Source organism: Desulfobotulus sp., from assembly GCF_034006065.1.
In the GTDB taxonomy this organism is placed as follows: Bacteria; Desulfobacterota; Desulfobacteria; order Desulfobacterales; family ASO4-4; genus Desulfobotulus.
The window spans coordinates 52,483-59,317 of the sequence record NZ_JAVETM010000021.1 but is presented as its reverse complement, the minus strand read 5'-3'; the positions used below and the strand labels follow the sequence as shown (position 1 = coordinate 59,317).

Sequence of the window (6,835 nt, the reverse complement as noted above, 5' to 3'; positions counted from 1 at the left end):
AAGTTTAAAAAAGATATTTTTTAGCTGTGACGTAGTTGTTGTTGACACTAAAAAAATTCCGGATTATCACTCTCCGAATAATGAGCCATATCCTGAAACAGCGTCGGCATTCCGGAATCTGATTGCCACTCTGCCTCAGCCATGACGAGTAACCTTTGTGACATATTCAGCCGATTTACAAAAAATCAATCTTTCAGGGATCAAGGCGTTAAACGGCTTTGAGAAGTACTTTTTCATGAAGAGCCCGTATCAGAACAACAAGGCGTATGAACCTTTTTCAGGGTTTCATGCGCCTTGTCTTTTTCCTGGGATGTTGGTCTCTGGTACAGGGCTCAGACCCTTGCAACATACAGCATGATGCGTATTGGTCCCATGGTAAACCACTTCATACTGTGAAATTGGTGTTTGGAGCGGTATGAGTCCAGTGCTTCTGCCATCGACAGAACAGAAAAGGCAGGACAGACATCAGATGCCTGCCCCGCCAGATGTGAAAGAAACAGCAATGAAAATATTTAAAAAAAACCTACACCATCAGGGGATGTCTGTCACCTGAATCCAGAGCACCGCTTCCTGGGCCAGGCCCTTGTCCTTGTAGCTGTCCTCGGGTCCGACACCCAGGGCGGCAATCCCCCACCATCCTGCCTTGGGCAGGCCGATGGTGAATTCGCCATTGGCGTTGGCGCGGATGCCCATGGCCTCAAAGGCGGGATGGGGGGCTTTGATTTTCGGGGTTTTGCCAAAGGCGTTTTTGGCCATGTCTGGCTCATGGTTGAGGTATTCCACCTCAATTTCCGCATGGGGAACGGGCTTGCCGTTGGCCATGACAACGCCTCTGAAAACACCGCCGGTCCAGTTGGCATAGGGCTTGTCCAGGGGAACGATTTCCGCAGGAAGGCCAACAGGCACATGCCAGTTTCCGGGTACACCGCCTACGTTCATGATCATTTTGGTGAACTGCTGGATGTATTCCTCATCGGCTTTTTCGTAGTAGGGGGTGGGCACCAGCACAAACATGTAATCCCCCATGGAGCGCATGACGCTGGCGGGCAGTTTGGCTTCAAAGGCTTTGCCCTTGCCCTCAAGGCTCGTCCAGGAGATTTCTTTAAGGTATTGTTTCAGATCCGTTTTTTTGGCTTCCCCTTCTTCTCCGCGCTGGTGGATGACATAGAACTCCTGTACGGGCTCCATGTTCATGGTGTGTTCTGCGCTGAAGGGATGGGTGAAGACCAGTTTCAGCTCCTGGGCTCCACCCCGCTCCAGAGCGCTCTGGGGCGTGTAGATCATCTGAAAATGGGCAAAGGCCGGGGCTGCGGTCAGAAGGCCCAGAAGACCGGCTGTAAGGAGTCCATTTTTCAAGGTTCTTTTTTTCATTGTTCTTTTCCTCATGAGGCTTTGGGGTAAGATGAACGCCGCATCCAACCCCTCTCATCCATGGGTGCGGGAGCGGCGTGCTTTAAAACCGTATCACTCGAAAATCTGGGAGCCCTGGATTTCAATCTGATGGCCTTCGCCGCCATCAAACACCACGGAATAGGGGCCTTCGGGTTTTTTGAACTCAATGTCGCTGGTGCGGGACAGGGCCAGCCTCTGGATTTCCTTTCCCTCACCGTTTTTCACGATGATGGCCGTGCCTGCTGCGGAAGAGCCATCGGAAAAGCCGCCTTCGCAGAAAAGGGTGCCGTCTCCGTTGTCAACACAGGAAAAAAGGGGGGTATGGGCCAGGGCAGCCAAGGGCAGGGCCAGAAGTCCAAGGGTTAAAGGAAGGATGAATTTTTTTTTCATGATCGTGAGCCTCCATTTTTTTATTCTTCAGAATGAGTATTTAAAACCTGCACTTTTTTATGCATGCCAAAGACTTTAAAGATGTTTCCGCATCCAGGCACACGTCTTCATCTTTTGTTTTTGTCCCTGACTGCTTATCTGTTTTGGGAAGGCTCTTTTTCTTTTTCGCCTTCCTTTTCACATCCCTTTTCTTCCGGCAGCACAATGCCCAGTCGGTTGTGACCGCAGGGACCGTTTCCGGCCGAGGGACAGGAATCGCAGGAGCAGCCTTTTTTCCGGAAAAAAGTCCGCCAGAGATAAAAACAGGCCCATCCGATGAGAAGAAAAAGAATGAGATATTCCCAGAGCATGTCAGCCCCTCCCTTCCCTGAGTGCGGCCTCTGCCTCAGTCCATGCCGGGTCTTTCACAAAGGAAAGGGCAATGGCCGTGAGCAGGGCGAGGATGTAAAAGGCAGCCATGGCCTGAATGCCGCTGAGTCCGAAGGCAGAACCTAAGGTGAACACGGCACTTGCGATGGCAAGGCCGAAGGCCGTTGGAAAGACGATGGAAAAGATCATCCATTTGTAGGAGCCGGTTTGCACCTTGATCATGATGGTGGCCGCAAGGCAGGGCGGATACAGGGCAAAGAACAGGATAAGGGCCAGGGCGTGGAGAGGCGTGTTGCCCTGGCTCTCCCCTTCTCGCCCCATGCGGGCTTCCAGAGCGAGATTTTCATCGGCACCCTGCTGGAAAAGAACGCCCAAGGTGGCCACACTGGATTCCCTTGCCGCAAAGGAGCTGATGAGGGCCACATTCACCTTCCAGTCGAACCCGGCAAAGCGGGTGACGGGTTCCAGCGCCCGGCCCAGGCTGCCAAAGTAACTGTATACAATGGTGTCTTCCCGGATGGCGGCCCGGAGTCTGCCCCGTTCGCTGGTGAGATTGCGCAGTTCCCGGTTAATGGCTCGGGCTTCTCCGGTTCTGGGGCGCAGGAGGGGGAAAAGCTCGGGATGCAGGGCTTCGTACCGGACATCCACAGCCTGGGAAGCCTCCTGGGAAGAGGCGGCCAGCTTGGCGTCCCGGTAGGTGCCTGCGATGTTGAGAAAGGAGAGCACCTGGCTTTCCGTTTCAAGGAGGGGGGCAAAGTCCGTGCCCGCCACCGTTTTTTTGAATTCTGCCATGGCCTGGGCCATGTCCGCCTCATAGCGGGCCATGCGTTCTTCCGGAACCCCTGGAAACTGCAGGAGCACATAAACGCAGACCGCAACGGCAATGACGATGGTGCCTACCTTTTTGATGTACTCCCAGGTGCGGTCAAAGGCCCTGCGGAGAACGCCGGTGAGGGTGGGCAGGTGGTAATTGGGCATTTCCATGACAAAGGGAGCGGTTTCCTGGCCCCGGAGTATGGTGAGGGTGAGGAGCTTGGCCACGATCAGGGCCATGATGATGGTGATGGTGGAGATAAAGAGCATGACCCAGGACTGATGGGCCGCAAAATAGATGTTCACCAGGAGGGTGTAGAGGGGGATCTTGGCCAGACAGTTCATGTAGGGCACGGTAAGGATGGTGGCCATGCGGGAGCGCTCGTCGGGAATGCCCTTGGTGGCCATGATGCCCGGTACGGCGCATCCTCCGGTGAAGACCCCCCCCAGAATAAAGGGCAGAGTAGATTGGCCATGGAGGCCAAAGCTCTGGAACACGCGGTCGATGATGAAGGCGATGCGGGCCATGTAGCCCGAATCTTCCAGGATGGCGATAAGGGCAAAGAGAATGAGGAAGATGGGCACATAATTTAAAAGGGTGTTGACGCTGTCCACCATCCAGAGGGAAAGGGAGCGGATCAGGGTATCCTGCAGAAGGCCTGGGTCCGGCAACAGCCCCGCCACCGCAGCCCGCACCCAGGCCAGGGCCGGCCAGGTGATGTGGGTGAGCTTGTAGCCCTGCACAATGGAAAGTTCATAAATCATATACACGGTGAACACGAGAAAGAAGGGAGCCAGCCCCCGGTGCAGGAGAAAGCGATCAATTTTTTCGGAAACGTGGACCTTCCCGACATCCGTCCTTTCCACGCATTGGGCCACAAGGGCGCAGGCAAGCTGATCCCGGCATCCCACGATATGATCGGAAGGAGAGATACCGGTTTCAGCCTCAAAGGCATCTGCGGCTGCGCGGGCCTGGGCCAGGACCGCATCCGGTGTCCCATGATACTGGCGGAGCAGGCGCGTGGCCTCGCTGTCTCCTTCAAGGAGGCGTACGGCCAGCCAGCGCAGGGGCAGCCTGCCTTCCAGAGAGGCGGAGGCCTTGAGCAGGGCATGAATTTTTTCAATCCAGGGCTCCAGAACGCCATAGGCAATGCCCAGTCTCTTCTGGGGGGCGGTTGTCTGTGCGCTCTGACGGATGGCCTGGCGCAGCTCCGCCTTGCCCCTGCCCTTGCGACCAATGGTGGGGATGACGGGGATGCCAAGCTTGTGGGAAAGGGTTTGCGCATCCACATGGCAGCCCCTGGATTTGGCCACATCCACCATGTTGAGGGCCATCACCACGGGAAATCCCATCTCCAGCACCTGAAAGGTGAAGTAGAGTCCCCGCCGGAGACTGGAGGCGTCGATCACGTTCACGATGACTTCGGGCTTTTCCTGAAGCAGAAAATCCCGGGCCACCCGTTCTTCCATGGAAAAGGAACTCAGGCTGTAGGTTCCTGGAAGATCCACCACCTCCACCCTGCCTTCTTTATCCCTGTAGCTGCCCACCTTTTTATCCACGGTCACGCCGGGATAGTTGGCGATGTGCTGGCTGGCTCCGGTGAGCATGTTAAAAAGGGTGGATTTACCGGCGTTCTGCTGACCGGCAAGGGCGATGATGATGTTGCTTGCACTGGATACCATGATGACCTTCAAATGAAAAATCAGGCGGTCTGAACTTCGATGAGGGCGGCTTCCCGTTTGCGCAGGGTGACATAATAGTCCCCAAGCCGCATCTCCAGGGGGTCACCCAGGGTGGCGCAGCGCACCATCTCCACTTCCATGTTGGGTACAAAGCCGAGGTCGAGAAGGCGCTGTCGCACGGCCCCATCGGCCTTGTGTCTGCGGATGCGGCAGCGGCAGCCTTTGGTCACCTGGGTCAGCACCAGGGAGGATTTATCCGGATGTTCCGGGGGGATGCTGCAAGGGTGTTCACCGTTTTTTTTCTTTCTGCCCATGGAATAAAACATTTGTCAGATCCTTTTTGTTTTCCTGAAACAAAAATATTGTTCGCAGGAACGGACGTTTCCTGGGTTCGGGATTGGGATACTCCATGTCGTGCAAGGGACCCCATGAGTTTTTCCCTTGAATATGCGAGGCTTTTTACCAGGCCTGCGGATGTTCCCATGGAGAGTAAAGGTTAACTTGTACTCTTTAAGCTCCATGTAAACAGGTTTGGAGAACCTAAAATGATGAAAAGGAAAAGTCAAGATTTTTTGAGGGGTTTCTATAATTTTTGCCAGGCGAAAAAAATGGGAAGACTCCCCGCACCCCGAAGGGGGGGAGTCGTTGGGTCTGATGATGATCAGGGCAGGATTTCTTCCTTGAGAAGGCAGCAGGCAATGCGGTAGGCTGGCGTTCCGTCTTCCAGGTAACGGAGATTTTCCCCCTGCACCAGGCGGTTCATGACGCAGCCTTCGGGAATCCGGAGAGGGAAGAAATGGGCTTCATGGAGGGGAGGCCTTGGGACGAGAACGTTTTCCCGGATTTCGAAGGCATGGATGGGGTAATCCTCACACAGGGGGCAGCGGTAAACCCGGCCGTTGGGGAAAACAAAAAAATTGTCCGCCACAAGGCCTGCACATTCAAAGGCCTCTTCCGGATTGAGAAAGACCTTGGGCCAAGTCACGCCAATGCCAAGGGAGGCCACTTCCCGGGCCACCTGGGGCACAAGGGAAGTCCAGATTTCCCGGGTCACCTGCCTTTGTCCCGGATCCTGTACGGAATTGCCGCGCATGCCCAGAACCTGGATGAAAAAACGGCGGATTCCCAGATCCTTTAAAAGCAGGGGCATTTTTTCAAGCTCGTGGATATTTTCTTCGCTTACCGTGTAGATGAGACTTGTGGCAAAGCCTTTTTCTGCGGCCCTGCGGGCATTTTTTGTGCAGATCTCAAAAACGCCCTGTCCCCGGATGGCGTCACAGGTTTTTGCTGTGGCCCCATCCAGGCTGAAGCTGAAAAAATCCACATCCTGAGGAGTCACCTTTTCCAGAATGTTGTGAAAGAGATAGCCGTTGGAATCAATGGTGATGGAAGCATAGCCCATCTCCCTTGCGGCTTTCACAGCCCGGCTGAGATCCGGATGCAGGGTGGGTTCGCCGCCAAGGAAAATGACATTGGCGGTTTTGTTGTTCCGGACAAAAAGGGCGAGCCAGGTTTCCATGGTTGCGAGGGAAAGGGTGTTGGCACCGTGCTGGTCTTTACGGATATAGCAATGGCGGCAGGAGAGATTGCAGGCGGTGAGGATATGGAAAAAAAGATTGGTGGCCTGGGCTTGGAAGGCAACGGTTTTCTGTTTCATTTCTTTTCATCCAGACGGTTCTTCAGGGTTTCGGTTTCTTCCTTAGCCCTGACCAGCTCTTCGTTGGCCAGCCGCAGTCGGGCGGAAAGGTATTCGGCAAAAATCTTATAAAGCAGGAGGAGAAAATCCATCTGGGCATCGCCACTCTCTTCCCCTGCGACCCGCACGCCTGCGCTGGTGTCCACCGCAAGGCAGACGGTTGAGCCCATGGCCACCACGTCAGCACTGCGATCCCTCTTGTCAATGAGCCGCATTTCACCGAAAATATCCCCCATCCGATGGATTCGGGAAATTTCATGCCCGGATTTCTGGATGCGCACGCTGCCTGCAAGGAGGAAATAGAGCCAGGGATCCTGATCCCCATCCCGGATAATGAATTCTCCGTCCTCATATTCACGGATTTTGCTGAGCCGCAGAAGGCGGGCAAGGCTGCGGACCTCAAAGTGACGCAGGGCTGGAATCTGCATGAGTTTCTGGATGTTTTCGATATTATCTTTGAGATACCGGCTTTCGATCATGGAGGCTTCCTTC

Annotated in this window: 7 protein-coding genes; all 7 read right to left on the bottom strand. The window is 54.6% G+C overall.

Annotated features, from left to right (window positions below; all coding sequences use genetic code 11):
* Positions 1-531 precede the first annotated feature (531 nt).
* Positions 532-1,371 carry a DUF4198 domain-containing protein gene (locus RBR60_RS09490; RefSeq protein ID WP_320356094.1) on the bottom strand — a complete coding sequence of 280 codons (840 nt, stop codon included), beginning with the start codon at positions 1,369-1,371 and terminating at the stop codon, positions 532-534.
* Positions 1,372-1,464: 93 nt separating this feature from the next.
* Positions 1,465-1,782: a hypothetical protein gene (locus RBR60_RS09485; RefSeq protein ID WP_320356092.1), complete on the bottom strand. Its 318-nt coding sequence runs from the start codon at positions 1,780-1,782 to the stop codon at positions 1,465-1,467.
* Between the two features lie 134 nt (positions 1,783-1,916).
* On the bottom strand, positions 1,917-2,132 hold the full coding sequence (locus tag RBR60_RS09480; RefSeq protein ID WP_320356090.1) for a hypothetical protein: 216 nt from the start codon (positions 2,130-2,132) through the stop codon (positions 1,917-1,919).
* Between the two features lies 1 nt (position 2,133).
* Positions 2,134-4,647 (bottom strand): ferrous iron transport protein B, encoded by a 2,514-nt coding sequence (feoB, locus tag RBR60_RS09475; RefSeq protein WP_320356088.1) that lies wholly within the window; start codon positions 4,645-4,647, stop codon positions 2,134-2,136.
* Positions 4,648-4,667: 20 nt separating this feature from the next.
* Complete coding sequence (locus RBR60_RS09470) at positions 4,668-4,973, bottom strand: FeoA family protein (protein ID WP_320356086.1); 306 nt, start codon at positions 4,971-4,973, stop codon at positions 4,668-4,670.
* A gap of 335 nt (positions 4,974-5,308) precedes the next feature.
* Positions 5,309-6,304 carry a radical SAM protein gene (locus RBR60_RS09465; RefSeq protein ID WP_320356084.1) on the bottom strand — a complete coding sequence of 332 codons (996 nt, stop codon included), beginning with the start codon at positions 6,302-6,304 and terminating at the stop codon, positions 5,309-5,311.
* A complete protein-coding gene (locus RBR60_RS09460) occupies positions 6,301-6,822 on the bottom strand; it encodes a cyclic nucleotide-binding domain-containing protein (RefSeq protein WP_320356082.1) in 522 nt (173 codons plus the stop codon). Before RBR60_RS09460 ends, RBR60_RS09465 begins: the two co-directional genes overlap by 4 nt.
* Positions 6,823-6,835 lie beyond the last annotated feature (13 nt).

Coding starts and splice junctions, on each gene's coding strand:
- RBR60_RS09490 (WP_320356094.1), bottom strand. CDS start 1,371: ATGAAAAAAAGAACCTTGAAAAATGGACTCCTTACAGCCGGTCTTCTG.
- feoB (WP_320356088.1), bottom strand. CDS start 4,647: ATGGTATCCAGTGCAAGCAACATCATCATCGCCCTTGCCGGTCAGCAG.
- RBR60_RS09480 (WP_320356090.1), bottom strand. CDS start 2,132: ATGCTCTGGGAATATCTCATTCTTTTTCTTCTCATCGGATGGGCCTGT.
- RBR60_RS09465 (WP_320356084.1), bottom strand. CDS start 6,304: ATGAAACAGAAAACCGTTGCCTTCCAAGCCCAGGCCACCAATCTTTTT.
- RBR60_RS09485 (WP_320356092.1), bottom strand. CDS start 1,782: ATGAAAAAAAAATTCATCCTTCCTTTAACCCTTGGACTTCTGGCCCTG.
- RBR60_RS09460 (WP_320356082.1), bottom strand. CDS start 6,822: ATGATCGAAAGCCGGTATCTCAAAGATAATATCGAAAACATCCAGAAA.
- RBR60_RS09470 (WP_320356086.1), bottom strand. CDS start 4,973: ATGTTTTATTCCATGGGCAGAAAGAAAAAAAACGGTGAACACCCTTGC.